The sequence below is a fragment of the Costertonia aggregata genome, from assembly GCF_013402795.1.
In the GTDB taxonomy this organism is placed as follows: domain Bacteria; phylum Bacteroidota; class Bacteroidia; order Flavobacteriales; family Flavobacteriaceae; genus Costertonia; species Costertonia aggregata.
Genome location: NZ_CP058595.1, coordinates 2,364,031 through 2,380,910 on the forward strand (window position 1 = coordinate 2,364,031; position 16,880 = coordinate 2,380,910).

Consider the following 16,880-nt stretch of genomic DNA (forward strand, 5'->3'; position numbering starts at 1 on the left):
GGTAGATGAAAAAGTATATTGTATTGTTATCTAGCGTGCTTGCGTTTTGGACGCAGGCTCAGGATAAAATAGATGGTATGGTCATGGAGTCTGGCCCCCAAGGCAAGCACATAGGTCTCCCCGGTGCAAATGTGTACTGGATGAACTCCCAAATAGGGACCATTACCAACGAAGAGGGTATGTTCAGCATTCCTTTTTCAGAAAAGCATAACCGTTTGATCATTAGCTATGTTGGCTTTGAGTCGGACACACTGTTAATAAAAACCCCTAAGACCATACATCATTTTTTAAAAGCTTCCAATGCGTTGAATGAGGTTGTGGTGCAAAAAGAGCGGGATGCCGTAAGCAAGACCTTTTTAAGTGCTCAAAATGTAGTGACCATAAATAGTGCCGAACTTTTAAAGGCAGCCTGTTGTAACCTGTCCGAAAGTTTTGAGACCAACCCGGCTATCGATGTTAATTTCTCAGATGCCTTAACAGGCACCAAACAAATACAAATGTTGGGCCTTACGAGTCCGTATTTGTTGATTACCCAAGAAAATATTCCTATGGTCAGGGGCGCATCCCAAGCTTACGGGTTAACGTTTACACCCGGAACTTGGGTGGAGAGCATCCAAATCACAAAAGGGGCTGGGAGTGTAGTTAATGGTTATGAGAGTATTTCGGGTCAAATTAATACGGAGTTGGTAAAGCCATTTACCGATAAGCGTTTGTTCGTTAATGGTTATGCCAACCAAAACGGCCGAATGGAACTGAATACCCATATCAACCATAAACTTTCGGATAAATGGAGCACGGGCCTGTATTTGCACGGTAACTTAAGAAGCCAAAAAGAAGATAGAAATGGTGACGGATTTTTGGATGCGCCGCTTGCGGAGCAGATAAACGTGATGAACCGCTGGCAATATCAAAATCCGGAAACGGGCTGGGTCAGCTTTTTGAATCTTCGTTTTTTGAACGATGAAAAACAGGTGGGCCAAACCAATTACAATCCCGATACGGATAGATTAATGCCGACTGACGCCCCGTCACTAACAGGAGCCGAAGCATGGGGCAGCGAGATTGATACCCGCCGTTTTGATTCTTCTGTAAAGTTAGGATACGTTTTTCCGGAACTCCCTTTTCAAAGTTTCGGTTTTCAAGCATCGTACAGCAATCATAAACAAGAAGCTTATTATGGTATTAACCAATATAATATTGACCATAAAAGCCTGTATTCCAACGCAATTTTTAATTCCATAATAGGCGATACACGCAATACGTTCAAAACAGGGCTTACCTTTGCATACGATTCATACGATGAACTGGTAAATACCCAAAACTTTAATAGGGATGATGTATCGGCAGGGGCATTTTTCGAGTATAGTTATGAGAACCTTGAAAAACTGAGTTTTACCGCCGGACTTCGAATTGATAGCCATAACCGTTTGGGGACTTTTGTGACGCCAAGGTTTCATATTCGTTATACTCCCTGGGAATTGGGGAGTCTAAGGGGTTCCATAGGACGGGGTAGGAGAGCTGCCAATATCTTTGCCGAAAACCAACAATTTTTTGCTTCGGCACGCCAATTGCAACTAACGGGTAATGGCGGAAATATTTATGGATTGGATGCCGAGGACGCCTGGAACTATGGTATAAGCTTTTTGCAGGGATTTACCTTTTTGGACAGACCGGGAAATATTACGTTTGATTTTTATAGAACTGATTTTAAGAACCAAATAGTGGTAGATTGGGAAAATCCCAGAACGATATCTTTTTATAATTTAGAAGGCGAGAGCTATGCCAATAGCTTTCAAATTGAAGTTAACCATGAAATTCTGGAAAACTTGGAACTCCGAACGGCTTATAAGTATTATGATGTAAAGACCGATTATCGCTCAGGTCGCTTACAGAAGCCATTACAGGCGCAAAACCGATTTTTCGTCAACTTAGGTTATGAGACCGATAGTACCAAGAAAGGTAGCCAGTGGAAGTTTGATTACACCTTACATGCCCTTGGCGAACAACGATTGCCGAATACAGATGTAAATCCGCCCCAGTTTCGGTTGGGTGAGTTCGCGGAAGGGTATAGTTTAATGAACGCGCAAATTACCAAAGTGTTTTCAGAAAAATTTGAAGTATACCTTGGTGGGGAAAATTTAACTAATTTTAGGCAACCTAACCCGGTTTTGGGAGCGGATAATCCTTTTGGCGCAAATTTTGATACCAGTATTGTATATGCTCCCATAATGGGGCGTATGTTTTACACGGGATTTAGATATAAATTATAAAAATTCAATATTCATAAAATGAAAAATTCTATTTTAACCTTGATATTCGCTCTGTCGACCGTGCTGACTTTTTCACAAGAAAAGAACAAAAAACTTACCATAGAAGTAGATGGAAAGTGTGATATGTGCAAAACACGTATTGAAAAGGCAGCCTTAGGTGTAAAAGGTGTTAAATACGCCTTATGGGATATCCCTTCGCACCAGTTATCATTGATTATCGATGAACGTAAAACCGACCCCATGAAGGTGAAAACAGCTTTGGTGGCCGTAGGTCATGATACTAAAGAGCTAAAGGCCAGCAAAGAGGCATACGACAGTGTGCACCCTTGTTGTAAATATCGTGATGACGATTCAGATGATAGTAATACCCATTAACGTAACGGTTATTTAATTAACTGAAGAATGGCTGTAAATGTATAGTTTAACATCCCCTGTATAATATTTAAACAGGGGATTGTCTTTTTGGAAATGGCAAAAAAAATTCATACGATTGTTTGGACTTTTATGATTTCGGTAATGCTTATTTGTGTCAATTTCTTAATGAAGCATCATGAATAGCTTTTAAAAGGCTATTTTCTTGTTTTGTGTCATTCCCCAACTCCCAAAACATGATACCTCCCAATTTCTTTTTTAATGAGTATTCGGTTTTTAGCCTAACCGATACCGTATCGTCATAACTTATAAAAATACTATCTGTAGCATTATATAGATAAGGTGCTTTTGCTACAGAATCAAAATGTCTTTTATACTTTTCGTCCGCTTCAAATTCTTCGCGTATTTGACGATAAGCGCTCCAACCGATGTAAGAACCGGAGTTAGGCTGGTAAAGGCCATTATTTTTTGGTGGGACTCCTTTCCAGGCTCTACCGTAAAAAGCAGCACCAATGACTATTTGCTCAGCTTTTACCCCATTTGCAATACAGTAATCCGTGATTTTTTCGGCCGATCTGGAGCCGTTGTAGGTATAACCGCGTTTTTTCATAGCTTCTTTACGCTGTAGAACATATTCCCAAGCCGGTGTAGCTTGTATATCTTCTTCCCCAATATGTCCCAATGCGGTGTGGTGTCCCGTAAAAGGTGACGTTGAACCAATTTGGTCATATGTCATAATGTTCATGAAATCTGCATATTGCATTACTTCTTTTAGTTCAATGTTTTGATAATATCGTTTCCACCCTGCTGATGCAAAAGTCAGGGTCTGTTTTCTTTTCAACGTATTAAGTCCTTGGCGCAGTTCTTTCATCAGTAACGTAAAGTTTTGTTTATCTTCTGGTCTGGCTTTGGTGTCGGCTGCGGGTATCGCAGGATACTCCCAATCAATGTCTATTCCGTCAAGTTGAAACTCGGTATTAAAATCAACTACGCTCTTCACAAACTTTTCCCTGTTCGCTTTCGTGTGCGCCATATCCGAAAAACCATCGGCACCCCAACCGCCACATGCGATCATTACCTTTAATTGCGGGTGTTTTTTGCGTTGGGCTACTAATTTGGCTAGTTTCTCTCTATTCTCTTTATCCCTAAACTGCATTTTTCCATCAATAACATGGGTAAAGGAAAATATGATATGGGTCAATTGTTCCAAGGGTAGTTTTTCCGGGTCGTAATCACGTTCCGGAACGTAGTAGGCCATGACCGCTATGGTATTTTCTTCAGGATTATTATTATTATTGATAATGGACAATGGAGCCATTGAAAAAAAGAAAACTGTTACCAAGGCAATAGAAGAGAATTTGATATGTTTCATAGGATTACGATGTCTATATAACTTAGAATATAGTAATTTCATCTTATTTAAAGATAGCTATTTAGATAGAGAGCTTTTTAGAAAGCACAAACGACCATATTTAATCAAAAAATAAAACCCTTGCTTTGAAATTTTTCAAAACAAGGGTTTGTGTTTAAGTGATATTTAAGTAATCAAGCCAATACTTGCTTTTGTTGGCTCGGTATTACATCATGCCAGGCATTCCGCCGCCGCCCATTGGAGGTGCCGCTGGGGCTTCCTCTTTAATGTCGGTCAATGCACATTCGGTAGTTAAGATCATACCCGCAACCGAAGCTGCATTCTCTAATGCTATTCGCGTTACTTTCTTGGGATCTATTATACCCGATTTAAGCATGTCAACATATTTGTCCGATTTGGCGTCGTAACCAAAATCCCCTTTTCCGTCCGCTACTTTGGCAACAACTACTGAACCTTCACCACCAGCATTGCTGACGATAGTTCTCAAAGGCGACTCAATGGCACGGGCCACAATTTGAACCCCGGTTTCTTCATCCGCATTTTCTGCCTTTACTTTGGCCAAAATAGATTTTGCTCTTACCAAAGCAACACCACCACCGGCAACAATACCTTCTTCCACTGCAGCTCTCGTTGCATGTAGGGCATCGTCAACCCTGTCTTTCTTCTCCTTCATTTCTACTTCAGAAGCAGCACCTACATAAAGTACGGCTACGCCACCAGCTAATTTTGCGAGTCTTTCCTGTAGTTTTTCCTTATCGTAATCAGAAGTAGTAGTCTCTATTTGGGATTTTATTTGATTTACTCTCGCTTTGATGTCCTTTGCGGCACCTGCACCATCAACAATAGTAGTATTGTCTTTGTCTACGGTTACCGAGGCAGCTGTACCCAACATATCCAAAGAGGCATTTTCCAATGAGAAACCTCTTTCCTCGGAAATTACGGTACCACCGGTCAAAATGGCAATATCCTCTAACATCGCTTTTCTTCTATCGCCAAAACCTGGAGCCTTAACGGCAGCGATTTTGAGGCCACCTCTCAGCTTGTTTACCACTAACGTGGCCAATGCTTGTCCGTCAACATCTTCGGCAATGATTAGCAAAGGTCTACCGGATTGTGCCACGGGTTCTAGAATTGGAAGTATTTCGTTAAGGTTGGAAATTTTCTTGTCGAATAAAAGAATGTAAGGGTTCTCCAAGTCGGCAATCATTTTGTCCGAGTCTGTCACAAAGTAAGGAGAAAGATATCCTCTGTCAAATTGCATACCTTCTACAACGTCTACATACGTATCGGTCCCTTTGGCCTCTTCTACTGTGATAACCCCTTCTTTACCGACCTTTCCAAAAGCTTGTGCTATCAACTCGCCGATGGTATCATCATTGTTTGCCGAGATTGCTGCCACTTGTTTTATCTTATCGGAAGAATCACCTACTTTTTTGGATTGTTTTGAAAGGTTTTCAACGATTGCCTCAACAGCTTTGTCAATACCTCTTTTCAAATCCATAGGGTTGGCGCCCGCCGCTACGTTTTTCAATCCTTCTTTAACGATAGACTGTGCCAAAACAGTTGCGGTAGTCGTACCATCACCGGCCAGGTCATTGGTTTTAGAGGCTACCTCTTTTACCATTTGGGCACCCATGTTTTCCAAGGCATCGCTCAACTCGATTTCCTTAGCAACGGTAACACCGTCTTTGGTCACCTGTGGAGCACCAAATGACTTGCTAATGATTACATTTCTACCTTTTGGTCCTAAAGTGACCTTTACCGCATTGGCCAAGGCATCAACGCCTCTACGTAAACCATCACGTGCGTCAATATCAAATTTTATATCTTTTGCCATAATAAATTATTGTTTTAATGTCTTTCTCGTTTCTCGCAAAGGCGATAAACTTTTAAATTATACTCTATAGTGTTTTAAAGGTTCCCTACTTTGATTCCGTTTACACATGGGAATGAAAAGTAAATGGATGATTATATGATAGCTAGGATATCACTTTCGCGCATCATCAAGTAATCTTTTCCTTCCAGTTTTAATTCGGTACCGGCATATTTACCGTATAATACGGTATCATTGACCTTTACCGTAATTTTTTCATCTTTGGTCCCAGGGCCTACAGCCATTACTTTTCCTTTTTGAGGTTTTTCTTTGGCTGTATCCGGAATGATGATACCTGATGCAGTTTTGGTCTCAGCAGCCATAGGTTCTATAAGAACTCTATCTGCTAATGGTTTAATGTTGACTTTAGCCATAGTATTATAGTTTTTAAATTTTAAAATTCTTCTAATCCATTAGGCAGAAATTATGCCATTGCCTAAAAACTGACATATTGTTAAAACAAAAATGCCAGCTTGTCATTACAGGCTGGCATTCAATTTTATCTTATAGGATATTTATTGTATGGTGTCTAATGGGTTTGGCTCGTCAGATGCGGGTGTATCTGTATTGGGTAAGGCATCTTGGGTGGTATTTTCAATATCGTCACCTTGTAACAGTTTTGAATCGGCATCACCAAAATTACCTTTTAGGGCTACGTTTGACAATAATATCAGGACAATTAAAAGTGTGGCCAATGTCCATGTGCTTTTATCCAAAAAATCCCCCGTTTTTTTTACACCGCCAACGACTTGGTTGCCACCTCCCCCAAAAGAAGATGATAAGCCGCCACCTTTTGGGTTTTGTACCATAATTACCAAAACAAGTAATAAACTTACTACGATAATCAGTATCAAGAATATTGTAAATGTGCTCATTTATCTATTGATTTTCCTTTTGTAATTTCTCCACCGCTTTAATTCGGTCTGCAAAGAAACCACTTTTTTCCGGATATTTCAAACTTAAAATTTTGAAGGCCTGTATGGCTTTCTTGTATTTTTTTTGTTCTAAATATACCTTGGCCAAGGTCTCGGTCATCAACTCATTGGAATCCATTTTTGTGGACTCTTTTATATTGACCTTGATATCGGTTTTTTCTTTTGGGACAATTTTAGGATTGTTTTCGATAAATTTATCGATTAGGTCAAATTTTTTCTTTTTTGACGGATTTTGACCAATGTTCGTTTTAACATCTTTTATTTTTTCAACGGATGCATCGCTGGCCCTATCGATTTTTTTAAAAGAGGTCAACTGAAGCCATTCTTTGAAGGAATACTTTTCCTTTTTTGTAAAAGCCAAAGGTTTTCCCAGTTCCAATTCCGTTTCACTTTTACGTTTGGCTTCGGCAATATCCTTGTCTATTTGTGGGTCTTTGGACTTAAAAAGTGACGGGTCTAAAATCTGTTCGGCATCTTTTGTACTTCTTGGCAACGGCTCGTCTTCAACATTCATATTTTGAATGGTCTTCACTTCAGCGTTGGGTACTATTTCTTCCGATATAATCTCTGATTCGTAAAAGTCGGTATTTCTGCCAGATATGGTATCTGCAATACTGTTTTGTAAAAATGCTTTGGAGGTTATGAAATCAAAAAGCACTTCTCTGTCCGTCGTGTGGGCGGCCGTAGCTTTAAGGGCATTGTTGTACTTAAAGCTGTTGAGGTTTTTAAGCCCTTTTAAATGAACGGCACGTGCGGCCTGAAAATAAGGGTATTCTTGTAGAACGTCTTCCAATTGTTTGGTTTGGGCAGGAAGCACTACCGTGTCAGGTTGTTGAAGTAAATATGTAAAATCTTTTACGTTCATTATGTTGCAAGATGCTATATGTGCTTTTTCGCTATATGTTCTCTCATTACCAATCCGCTAAGGATGCGTTAAAAATATCTTGTGTTATACGTTCAAAAATTTCTTCGTGCGCCGTACTTTTTATGGCGTCTAGCAGGGTGTTGGCAGGATAATCAAAAAAGAAGGAAAAGCGCTGTTCAAAATCGGCATCTTCTTTTGTGTTATTAAAAAAACGGACGTTTACACCTATGGTCAACCTATTTTGTGCAGCGGTCTGGTCGGCCGTAGCACTCATGGGCGATACACGGTATTCAACAATTTCACCCTCATAAAGCAGATCGCCGTTGGACCTTACCAGATCCAGATTGGTTTGGTTGAGTATGGCATCTTGCAGAGCTAGCGTAAAATCCCTGTCCAATCCCGGTTCTATGGTCGAGCCTACACTTTGTCCCGCATAGTTTTGAAATTGTGGTATTTGAAAAGTTTTTGCAGTACCTACATCTCCTCCAGTAAAATTATAAGCCCCACAACCGTTGATGCCCAAAATGACAAAAACAAAAAACACTACGGATATTCTTTTGATCATATGAAAATATATTACAGACACTTACAGATCATATTGTTTTATCTTTCGGTAGAGTGTACGTTCGGAAATACCCAATTCGGCCGCTGCCGCTTTTCTTTTTCCGCGATTGCGCTCCAATGACTTTTTTATCAACTCGATCTCCTTTTCCTGTAAAGATAAGGTTTCTTCTTCTTCAATTTCCTCGGCAAAATGATACTTGTCCTCTTTGGTCAATTGCGGTACTGGCTGTTCTGGATAAGGCTCGGGAAGTCGTAGAACATCTACGGGAGCTGTTTGTTCCTCTACGTACTCCTCGGTGTCCGATCCATAAATTTTTTGAATCAACGTTTCGTTTTCTTCCTGTACTTTTTCCGTATCGTTATTTTTCAACAGTTCCAAGGTCAATTTTTTCAGGTCGTTCAAATCCCCTTTCATATCGAATAAAACTTTGTAAAGAATCTCGCGTTCGTTGCTAAAATCACCTTCTTTTTTATCTTGTCCTACAATGGCCGGTAAATTGGAATTGCCCGCATTGGGCAAATAGCTGTTCAATGTTTCTAACGAGATATTTCTTTTTTCCTCTAAAACCGATACTTGCTCGGCAATGTTTCTAAGCTGTCTAATGTTCCCCGGCCATCTATATTTCAAGAGCAGTTGAATGGCATCATCGGCCAGCCTAATGGTGGGCATCTTATATTTTTGACCAAAGTCAGATGCAAATTTGCGGAACAATAAATGAATATCCTCCTTGCGTTCCCTTAAGGGTGGAATGTTGATTTCAACAGTACTCAATCTGTAGTATAAATCTTCCCTAAAGCGTTCTTTTTTAATGGCCTCGAACATATTTACATTGGTTGCGGCCACGATACGCACATCGGTCTTTTGTACCTGTGAGGACCCCACTTTAAGAAATTCCCCGTTTTCAAGAACACGTAGCAAACGTACTTGAGTGGTCAAGGGCAATTCCCCGACTTCGTCCAAAAAAATAGTGCCACCGTCGGCAACTTCAAAATAACCACTTCGTGTGGATGTTGCCCCCGTAAAAGCCCCTTTTTCATGTCCAAAAAGTTCACTGTCGATAGTACCTTCTGGAATGGCCCCACAGTTTACCGCGATATATTTGGCATGTTTTCTATGGGAAAGGGAATGGATTATTTTAGGAATGGATTCCTTGCCCACACCGCTTTCCCCGGTAACCAATACCGAAATATCGGTTGGGGCCACCTGAATGGCTTTTTCAATGGCGCGGTTGAGCTTTATATCATTGCCAATGATTTCAAAGCGTTGCTTTATAGATTGTATGTTTTCCATTTTATGTGTTACTGTCACTATAGCCTACTGCCTCACCGATAAGAGTGGCAGAAGTACAATCATTGATTTTCACGTTGACGAAATCACCTATCTTATAGTCTTCTTTGGGGAAAACCACGACCGTGTTCTGCGAGTTTCTTCCCATCCATTGCATATCTGATTTTTTAGAGGTTTTTTCTATCAATACTTCCTGCACTTTTCCCAAGTGGCGTTCGGTCCTTAGTTTACAATGTGCCCTTTGTAACGCTACGATTTCGGACAATCTTCGTTGCTTGGTTTCCTCGGGAACATCATCCTCTAATTTTCTTTCTGCCATCGTGCCCGGGCGTTCGGAATAGAGATACATGTAGCCAAAGTCATATTTTACACGTTCCAAAGCGGCCAAAGTAGCTTTGTGGTCCTCTTCGGTTTCCGAGGGGAACCCGGCAATCATATCTTGAGAAATAGAGCAATCGGGCAGTAGCTCCCTAATATTATCGATCAATTCAAAATACTCCTCAATAGTATGCAAACGGTTCATTTCTTTTAAAATGCGATTGCTTCCACTTTGAACCGGTAAATGAATATGGTTGCAAATATTATTGTATTTGGCCATGGTCTTGATGACATCCAAAGTCATATCTTGCGGATTGGATGTGGAAAAACGAATCCTCATCTTGGGTTGGGCCAATGCTACCATTTCCAATAATTTGGAAAAACCTACGGCAGTCGCTTTTTGCATCTCCGATGCTTTGGCAAAGTCTTTTTTCAATCCGCCACCATACCATAAATAACTATCTACGTTTTGCCCAAGAAGCGTGATTTCCTTAAAACCCTTGTCCCAAAGTTCATTAACTTCTTCGAGGATAGATTGTGGGTCACGACTACGCTCCCTGCCCCTCGTAAAGGGCACCACGCAAAAGGTACACATGTTGTCACATCCCCGCGTGATCGATACAAAGGCAGTCACCCCATTGGTATTTAACCTTACGGGAGAAATATCGCCGTAAGTCTCTTCTTTGGAGAGGATCACGTTTACAGCATCCCTACCTTGGTCCACTTCTTGAATTAGGTTTGGTAAGTCTTTATAGGCATCGGGGCCTACCACCATATCAACTATTTTTTCCTCTTCTAACAACTTGCTTTTGAGACGCTCAGCCATACAGCCCAAAACCCCTACTTTCATATGGGGCCGTTCTTTTTTGATGGCATTGAATTTTTCCAGGCGTTTGCGAACGGTCAATTCGGCTTTTTCACGAATAGAGCAGGTATTTACAAGAACAAGGTCGGCCTCTTCAAGTTCTTGGGTAGTGTTAAAGCCCTCTTTCGCCAAAATGGAAGCTACTATTTCGCTATCGGAAAAGTTCATGGCACAACCATAACTTTCTATGTAAAGGTTGCGGTTGTTTTCGCTATTATTTTCTATCGAAAGTGAGGTGCCTTGAACTGACTCGTCTATAATCTTCTCCATGTAAATACAATTCTTTCCAAACTATTGATGGATTTGCAAAGATAGTACTAAATTAAAATTAGTGACAAATTGACAGTTAAAAATTAGCGAAATATTGTGATGCCAAAATGTTAATTGTTCTAGGCCCTACGCAACTGATTGTATTTGTTCCTATCTAAACAATAACAACCTTTTATTGAATATCCAAAACAAAAAAAATGAAAAAGAACGTGTTTTTAATCTTGGTATGTAGTACCGTTTGCTTTATCTCATGTTCCGATAATGACGATAACGGCAGATGCGGTCTAGAGCCTCAAGTTGGAAATTGCGATGCCGCTATCCCAAAATTTTATTTTGATAAAGAGGAACAAAAGTGTAAGGAATTTACATGGGGCGGTTGTGGTGGTGTCGTACCCTTTGATACACTTGAGGAATGTCTAGAATGTGAAAAATAGATATGCAGTATTTCAAAAAGGGTGTTTCCGCATCAAATGGCTACATCAAAAAAAAGTCGTAAAACACCCGTGTTTAGGGAGTGCTTTTTAGTCAGTATATATATGGTATGGTCAAAAATTAAAAAATTCAACTACTTTTGTGACTCCAAAAATGATTGAATGGCCAAGAATTTAGTGATTGTAGAGTCCCCCGCAAAGGCAAAGACCATAGAAAAATTTCTAGGAAAAGAGTATAAGGTAGAGTCCAGTTTTGGGCATATTGCCGACCTTCCTTCCAAAGAACTGGGTGTAGATGTCGACAATGATTTTAAACCAAAATACATTGTGGATAACGAGAAAAAGGCACTCGTTAAAAAACTGAAGGATTTGGCCAAAAAAGCGGAAACCATATGGCTGGCCAGTGATGAGGACCGAGAAGGAGAGGCGATTTCCTGGCATTTGGCCGAGGAATTGGGATTGGACAAGGACAAGACCAAGCGTATCGTCTTTAACTCTATCACCAAATCGGCCATACAAAAGGCCATTGACAATCCACGTGAGATAAATTACAATTTGGTAAACGCCCAACAGGCCCGGCGCGTTTTGGATAGATTGGTAGGGTATCAGCTTTCCCCTGTACTTTGGAAAAAAATAAAACCAGGACTTTCCGCTGGCAGGGTGCAGTCGGTCGCAGTAAGATTGATCGTTGAGCGGGAACGTGATATTGAAGGTTTTGCCCCAGAGGCATCTTTTAAGATATCGGCCGAGTTCAAGACCTTGGCCGGTAGTGTTTTTACTGCAAAAATGAATAAGACCTTTTCTTCAAAAGAAAAGGCGGAAGCATTTTTAAAGCAAAATATCGGAGCGGATTTTTCAGTCGGGAATCTGGACAAAAAGCCTGCAAAAAAATCGCCATCAGCACCCTTTACGACATCTACCTTACAACAAGAGGCGTCAAGAAAACTATATTTTTCGGTTGGTCGTACCATGCAAGTGGCCCAGCGTTTGTACGAAGCAGGTTTGATTACTTATATGAGGACCGATAGCGTAAATCTATCGGGCGAAGCCATTAATGCGGCCAAAGACGCAATCATATCAAATTACGGAGAAGAATATAGTAACGTTCGCAATTTCAAGGGCAAATCCAAAGGGGCGCAGGAAGCCCATGAGGCCATTCGCCCGACCGATATCAAAAACCAGTCGCCATCACTGGAACGGGACCAATCAAAATTATACGAACTTATCTGGAAACGAACTATCGCTTCGCAAATGAGCGATGCACAATTAGAGCGTACCAATGTAAAAATTAAGAGCAATACCCATGCCGAAGAGTTTACGGCAAATGGTGAGGTCATTAAATTCGACGGCTTTTTAAAAGTATATATGGAAGGGTTTGATGATGAGGATGCTGCTGAGGAGCAAGAAGGTATGTTGCCCGCCATGAAGGTTGGTGAGACCTTGGAGAATAAATACATTACGGCGACCGAACGGTTTTCAAGACCACCATACAGATATACCGAAGCATCTTTGGTAAAAAAACTGGAGGAGCTGGGGATCGGCCGTCCATCAACCTATGCGCCAACAATCTCTACCATTCAGAACAGGGGCTATGTAGAAAAGGGTACCGTTGATGGTACGGAAAGAAAGTATGTGCAATTGCTTTTGGAATCCGATAACTTAAAGGAAAAGAACTTGACCGAAACTGTAGGCTCGGACAAGGGTAAATTAGTGCCAACAGACATAGGAATGATCGTCAACGATTTTTTGGTCAGTAATTTTTCCAATATACTGGATTATAATTTTACGGCGAAAGTAGAAGAGGATTTTGATGAAATTGCAGAAGGTCAGGAAGATTGGCAAAAGGTGATGAAAGACTTCTACAAAGATTTTCATCCTACAGTAAAAGATGTTGAAGAAAATGCCGATCGCGCCAGCGGCGAACGTATTCTGGGAAAAGACCCCAAAACAGGGAAACAGGTTTCCGTTCGTTTGGGCAGATTTGGGCCTATGGTGCAAATAGGTACCGTTGATGATGAGGAAAAGCCAAGTTTTGCAAGTCTATTGCCAGATCAGTCCTTAAACACAATTACTTATGAAGAAGCGATGGACCTTTTTAAACTACCTAGAAAATTAGGGGTGTACGAAGGTGAAGAGGTCGAGGCCAATGTGGGGCGATTTGGGCCCTATGTACGTTTTGGAAAGAAATTCGTGTCAATGGAAAAAGAAGACAATGCCATGGAAATTACTATGGATAGGGCTGTGGAACTGATAAAGGCAAAGCAAAAAGCAGATGCACCTATTGCCCAGTACGAGGGTAAGGACGTTCAAAAAGGTACGGGGCGCTTTGGGCCTTTTATAAAGTGGGACGGCATGTTCATAAACGTGAACAAAAAGTATGATTTTGATAATTTGTCCCAATCGGATATCGAGGAATTGATAGAAATAAAAAAGCAAAAAGAGATAGATAAGCTTATACAAGAATGGCCTGAAGAGGGCATTCGAATAGAAAAGGCACGATGGGGAAGGCATAACATTATCAAAGGAAAAATAAAGGTAGAGTTGGCCAAAACCGTTGATGCTACCAAAATTTCATTGGAGGAGGCGCAAACGCTGATCGAGAAAAAAACTCCAAAGAAGAAAGCAAGAGCTAAGGCCAAGGCGAAACCTAAAGCAAAGAAAAAATAAGCAATGGCAGCCAGAAGTCGAGTCGAAGGATTATTTAATACGAAAACTGATAATGATCATTGCAAATGTTGAGGCTGTTATATTCAATGTTCCCTTTAACCCATAATCCATAACCCTAAGATGGCCTTTGATTTTTTAGTTCCCGTAGAAGACAAAGTGTTGGCACATTGCGAATTATTGCCGCCACAGGCATTGGGAAAGCATATTTACAAACATACCCAAAAAGAGGGTCTGCCCGTTTTGGCGAATGTCTCTTTCGCTATTTTGGGCGTGAACGAATCTAGGAACGCTTTTGAAAAAAAACCTGAGAAACTAAATCTTGGAGATATTAGGATCCAGCTATACAAGTTGATGCTGGGCAATTGGAATTCCAGTATTGTTGATTTGGGAAATATAGAAGAAGGGGCAACCGTGGAAGATACCTATTTTGTCCTCAAAGAAGTCTCCGCCGGCCTGTTGGAGGAAAATATTGTTCCGATAATTATTGGTGACACACAAGACCTTACTTATGCTACGTATCGATCTTTTGATAAAATCAAGGATATGGTCAATTTGGTTGCCATTGACAGTAGATTTGATTTTGGAATGGATGAGGAGCTTATCTCTTCCCACTCCTATATGAGCAAGATCATAACCGATAAACCCAATAATCTATTTAATTTTTCCAATATAGGTTACCAGAGTTATTTTAATGCCCAAGAAGAAATCGATTTAATGGAGCGTCTTTTTTTTGATGCTTACCGTTTGGGCGAAATAGCTTCGGACATTACCTTGGCAGAACCTGTTCTCAGAAATGCACATTTGATAAGTTTGGACGCACGTGCTGTGCGAGCAAGCGAGATAGGACTCTCAAGCAACTTTTCCCCTAACGGTTTTACGGGAAGGGAAATTTGTGCCATTGCGAGATACGCCGGTCTAAGCGATAACGTATCCATATTTGGAATATACGAGAGCGAGAACACGTCCCAATCCCATCAACTGGTTGCCCAAATGATATGGTATTTTATCGAAGGCTTTAACTTTAGGATAAAAGAATCCCCCTTCGAAAACTCGAACGATTTCATAAAATTCATTGTTCCGTCCGATACTGACGAGCTCATATTCCATAAAAGTAACCTCACCGAAAGGTGGTGGGTAGAAGTGCCATCAATTTTATCTTCACATAATAAAACCAAATCACCATCGTTATTACCATGCGCAGAGAAGGACTATCTGGACGCTTGCGACCAAAATATTCCCGAACGGTGGTTCAAGGCCTACAAGAAAGGTTTTAACTAATAAATAAAAATTTAAAAGGATAAATAGTTTTGTACAATAAATTTCTCAATAAGTAGTTTTAGAGAATAGAAATTAATTGTATTTACAGTTTATAGTCTTAATCGAAATTTAACCTAAAGTATGAAGAAGCTATTGTTGTTATCTATAGCATTTGTTTTTTTACTCACAAGTTGTGGGTCCAAAACAAAAGGAGAACTAGTCGGAGCCCAAGGGAAAAAATGGTATCCGGAAAAACCTTACGGCATGGAGTTGATTCCTCGAGGATCTTTTATCATGGGAAAAAGTGAGGAAGATCAAGCAAAAGTTCTTAATGCACCGACCAAAACCGTTACCGTTCGTTCCTTTTATATGGACGATACGGAAATTACGAATAGCGAGTACCGTCAGTTTGTAGAATGGGTAAAAGATTCCATTACAAGAACAAAGCTTGCTATCTTGGCAGATGAATTAGGGCTAAGCCCAGAAGACGAAGGTATCGGGGAATATGCATTTAAGGATGCCGACACTACCAAACTATCGGCTTACGATAAATACATGTTGGATCGTGCAGATTTTGGTGACGACTATTACGAGGGCAGGGCCCTTAACAAAGACGTAGATCTGGTATGGGACGTTTCCGAATACCCCGATGAATACTATACTGAGATAATGGTAGATTCCATTTATCTGCCCGAAGAAGAATCTTATAATGGTCAACGCACTATTGATGTAAGAAAGTTGAAATACAAATACAGCTGGATGGACATTGAGGCCGCTGCACGTGCCAAAACAAATGACAGGAAAGATTTCATAAAGCAAGAAGAATTGGAAATTTATCCTGATACGACCGTTTGGATCAGGGATTTTGAATACTCTTATAACGAACCCATGCACAATGACTATTTCTGGCATGACGCTTACAGCGATTATCCGGTAGTTGGTGTTTCTTGGATGCAGGCAAAAGCATTCTGTAACTGGAGAACAAAATTCAAGAACGACGACCAAAAAAGTCGTGGCAGACAATTTGTGAACAGGTTTAGGTTACCTACAGAGGCAGAGTGGGAATATGCGGCCAGAGGTGGTATCGAAAGTGGCACGTACCCATGGGGAGGTCCTTACGTAATTAGTGATACAGGTTGCTTTATGGCAAACTTCAAACCTCAAAGAGGGGATTATGCAGCGGATCAAGCGCTGTATACCGTAGAGGCAAAATCTTACGAACCCAACGATTTCAATTTATATAATATGGCGGGTAACGTATCGGAATGGACGAACTCAAGTTACGACCTAGGCTCTTATGAATTCGTTTCCACAATGAACCCTAATGGTGGTGACGGTGCGAACGCCCGTAAAGTAATCCGTGGGGGATCTTGGAAAGATGTTGCTTATTTCCTACAAGTAAGTACAAGAGATTACGAGTATAGGGACTCTGCAAGAAGTTATATAGGATTCAGGACCGTTCAAGATTACATGGGCGAGGAAGATTCAACACAATAAATTATGTATTATATCATACCCAACAATAAACCAAAT

General features: G+C 40.6%; 14 protein-coding genes. 6 read left to right on the forward strand and 8 right to left on the reverse strand.

Annotated elements, in window-relative coordinates; all coding sequences use genetic code 11:
- Positions 1-5 precede the first annotated feature (5 nt).
- Entirely contained in the window at positions 6-2,270 is a 2,265-nt protein-coding gene (locus tag HYG79_RS10790; RefSeq protein WP_179242102.1) for a TonB-dependent receptor, read from the forward strand.
- Positions 2,271-2,288: 18 nt separating this feature from the next.
- Complete coding sequence (locus HYG79_RS10795) at positions 2,289-2,645, forward strand: heavy-metal-associated domain-containing protein (RefSeq protein WP_179242103.1); 357 nt, start codon at positions 2,289-2,291, stop codon at positions 2,643-2,645.
- 154 nt (positions 2,646-2,799) lie between these two features.
- Here HYG79_RS10795 and HYG79_RS10800 read toward each other — a convergent pair whose 3' ends face one another.
- The 8 genes from HYG79_RS10800 to miaB form a co-directional block, all read right to left on the reverse strand.
- Positions 2,800-4,014: a glycoside hydrolase family 18 protein gene (locus HYG79_RS10800; protein ID WP_228027861.1), complete on the reverse strand. Its 1,215-nt coding sequence runs from the start codon at positions 4,012-4,014 to the stop codon at positions 2,800-2,802.
- Between the two features lie 205 nt (positions 4,015-4,219).
- Complete coding sequence (groL, locus tag HYG79_RS10805) at positions 4,220-5,851, reverse strand: chaperonin GroEL (protein WP_179242104.1); 1,632 nt, start codon at positions 5,849-5,851, stop codon at positions 4,220-4,222.
- A gap of 131 nt (positions 5,852-5,982) precedes the next feature.
- Complete coding sequence (locus HYG79_RS10810; RefSeq protein WP_179242105.1) at positions 5,983-6,261, reverse strand: co-chaperone GroES; 279 nt, start codon at positions 6,259-6,261, stop codon at positions 5,983-5,985.
- A gap of 141 nt (positions 6,262-6,402) precedes the next feature.
- The gene (gene secG / locus HYG79_RS10815; RefSeq protein WP_179242106.1) at positions 6,403-6,762 is read right to left on the reverse strand and encodes a preprotein translocase subunit SecG; all 360 of its coding nucleotides are present in this window, start codon (positions 6,760-6,762) and stop codon (positions 6,403-6,405) included.
- A 4-nt stretch (positions 6,763-6,766) separates the two neighbouring features.
- A complete protein-coding gene (locus tag HYG79_RS10820; RefSeq protein WP_179242107.1) occupies positions 6,767-7,687 on the reverse strand; it encodes a hypothetical protein in 921 nt (306 codons plus the stop codon).
- Between the two features lie 46 nt (positions 7,688-7,733).
- Positions 7,734-8,252 (reverse strand): LptE family protein, encoded by a 519-nt coding sequence (locus HYG79_RS10825; RefSeq protein WP_179242108.1) that lies wholly within the window; start codon positions 8,250-8,252, stop codon positions 7,734-7,736.
- 21 nt (positions 8,253-8,273) lie between these two features.
- The gene (locus tag HYG79_RS10830; protein ID WP_179242109.1) at positions 8,274-9,542 is read right to left on the reverse strand and encodes a sigma-54 interaction domain-containing protein; all 1,269 of its coding nucleotides are present in this window, start codon (positions 9,540-9,542) and stop codon (positions 8,274-8,276) included.
- 1 nt (position 9,543) lies between these two features.
- Complete coding sequence (gene miaB / locus HYG79_RS10835; RefSeq protein ID WP_179242110.1) at positions 9,544-10,992, reverse strand: tRNA (N6-isopentenyl adenosine(37)-C2)-methylthiotransferase MiaB; 1,449 nt, start codon at positions 10,990-10,992, stop codon at positions 9,544-9,546.
- Between the two features lie 197 nt (positions 10,993-11,189).
- Here miaB and HYG79_RS10840 point away from each other — a divergent pair, with 197 nt between their 5' ends.
- The 4 genes from HYG79_RS10840 to porK all read left to right on the forward strand — a co-directional run bounded on the left by HYG79_RS10840 (position 11,190) and on the right by porK (position 16,844).
- Entirely contained in the window at positions 11,190-11,426 is a 237-nt protein-coding gene (locus HYG79_RS10840; RefSeq protein WP_179242111.1) for a BPTI/Kunitz domain-containing protein, read from the forward strand.
- A 159-nt stretch (positions 11,427-11,585) separates the two neighbouring features.
- Complete coding sequence (gene topA, locus HYG79_RS10845) at positions 11,586-14,090, forward strand: type I DNA topoisomerase (protein WP_179242112.1); 2,505 nt, start codon at positions 11,586-11,588, stop codon at positions 14,088-14,090.
- A gap of 120 nt (positions 14,091-14,210) precedes the next feature.
- Complete coding sequence (locus HYG79_RS10850) at positions 14,211-15,368, forward strand: formimidoylglutamase (protein ID WP_179242113.1); 1,158 nt, start codon at positions 14,211-14,213, stop codon at positions 15,366-15,368.
- Between the two features lie 120 nt (positions 15,369-15,488).
- On the forward strand, positions 15,489-16,844 hold the full coding sequence (gene porK / locus HYG79_RS10855) for a T9SS ring complex lipoprotein PorK/GldK (RefSeq protein WP_179242114.1): 1,356 nt from the start codon (positions 15,489-15,491) through the stop codon (positions 16,842-16,844).
- Positions 16,845-16,880: the final 36 nt, after the last annotated feature.

Coding starts and splice junctions, on each gene's coding strand:
- HYG79_RS10790 (WP_179242102.1), top strand. CDS start 6: ATGAAAAAGTATATTGTATTGTTATCTAGCGTGCTTGCGTTTTGGACG.
- HYG79_RS10795 (WP_179242103.1), top strand. CDS start 2,289: ATGAAAAATTCTATTTTAACCTTGATATTCGCTCTGTCGACCGTGCTG.
- HYG79_RS10800 (WP_228027861.1), bottom strand. CDS start 4,014: ATGAAACATATCAAATTCTCTTCTATTGCCTTGGTAACAGTTTTCTTT.
- groL (WP_179242104.1), bottom strand. CDS start 5,851: ATGGCAAAAGATATAAAATTTGATATTGACGCACGTGATGGTTTACGT.
- HYG79_RS10810 (WP_179242105.1), bottom strand. CDS start 6,261: ATGGCTAAAGTCAACATTAAACCATTAGCAGATAGAGTTCTTATAGAA.
- secG (WP_179242106.1), bottom strand. CDS start 6,762: ATGAGCACATTTACAATATTCTTGATACTGATTATCGTAGTAAGTTTA.
- HYG79_RS10820 (WP_179242107.1), bottom strand. CDS start 7,687: ATGAACGTAAAAGATTTTACATATTTACTTCAACAACCTGACACGGTA.
- HYG79_RS10825 (WP_179242108.1), bottom strand. CDS start 8,252: ATGATCAAAAGAATATCCGTAGTGTTTTTTGTTTTTGTCATTTTGGGC.
- HYG79_RS10830 (WP_179242109.1), bottom strand. CDS start 9,542: ATGGAAAACATACAATCTATAAAGCAACGCTTTGAAATCATTGGCAAT.
- miaB (WP_179242110.1), bottom strand. CDS start 10,992: ATGGAGAAGATTATAGACGAGTCAGTTCAAGGCACCTCACTTTCGATA.
- HYG79_RS10840 (WP_179242111.1), top strand. CDS start 11,190: ATGAAAAAGAACGTGTTTTTAATCTTGGTATGTAGTACCGTTTGCTTT.
- topA (WP_179242112.1), top strand. CDS start 11,586: ATGGCCAAGAATTTAGTGATTGTAGAGTCCCCCGCAAAGGCAAAGACC.
- HYG79_RS10850 (WP_179242113.1), top strand. CDS start 14,211: ATGGCCTTTGATTTTTTAGTTCCCGTAGAAGACAAAGTGTTGGCACAT.
- porK (WP_179242114.1), top strand. CDS start 15,489: ATGAAGAAGCTATTGTTGTTATCTATAGCATTTGTTTTTTTACTCACA.